The following is a 551-nucleotide window of genomic DNA, read 5'->3' as shown; positions in this document are numbered from 1 at the left end:
GACGGATGGCCGGATCTGCCTGCCGCTGCTGCCTGCACAAGACTACAAGCGCCTTAGCGATGGCGATACCGGCCCCAACACCGGCGGCATGGGGGCCCACGCCCCGGCAGATCACCTGGTCACCCCCGAGCTGCTGGCCCGCATCCAAGCACAAGTGCTGGATCCCACCCTGCAGGCGCTGCAACAGCGGGGCATTCGCTACCAGGGAGTGATCTACGCTGGCCTGATGATCACGCCCAATGGGGACCCCTACGTCTTGGAGTACAACTGCCGCTTTGGGGATCCCGAAGCCCAGGTTATCCTGCCCCTCTTGGAAAACCCTCTGGACGAGGTGCTGCTGGCCTGCATCGAGGGGCGACTGGCCAATCTTCAGCTGCGGTGGAAGCCCGGCTATGCCGCCTGTGTGGTCATGGCCGCCCCCGGTTACCCCGACAGCTACGAGCGAGGGATCCCCCTTGCTGGCCTAGAGGCTGCCGCCGCCACCGGAGCCCTGGTGTTCCATGCCGGCACTCGCCAGGTGGGCAAGCAGCTTCTCAGCGAGGGTGGGCGTG

The 551-nt window shown here is 66.2% G+C and carries 1 protein-coding gene; it reads left to right on the top strand.

What is annotated here, in order from left to right; genetic code table 11:
• On the top strand, positions 1-551 hold a 551-nt coding region (locus NW807_RS10470), incomplete at both ends, for a phosphoribosylamine--glycine ligase (protein ID WP_414426065.1).

This window comes from Synechococcus sp. R70.1, assembly GCF_047461675.1.
GTDB lineage: Bacteria > Cyanobacteriota > Cyanobacteriia > Thermostichales > Thermostichaceae > Thermostichus.
This window is presented reverse-complemented; position numbering and strand designations above follow the sequence as displayed.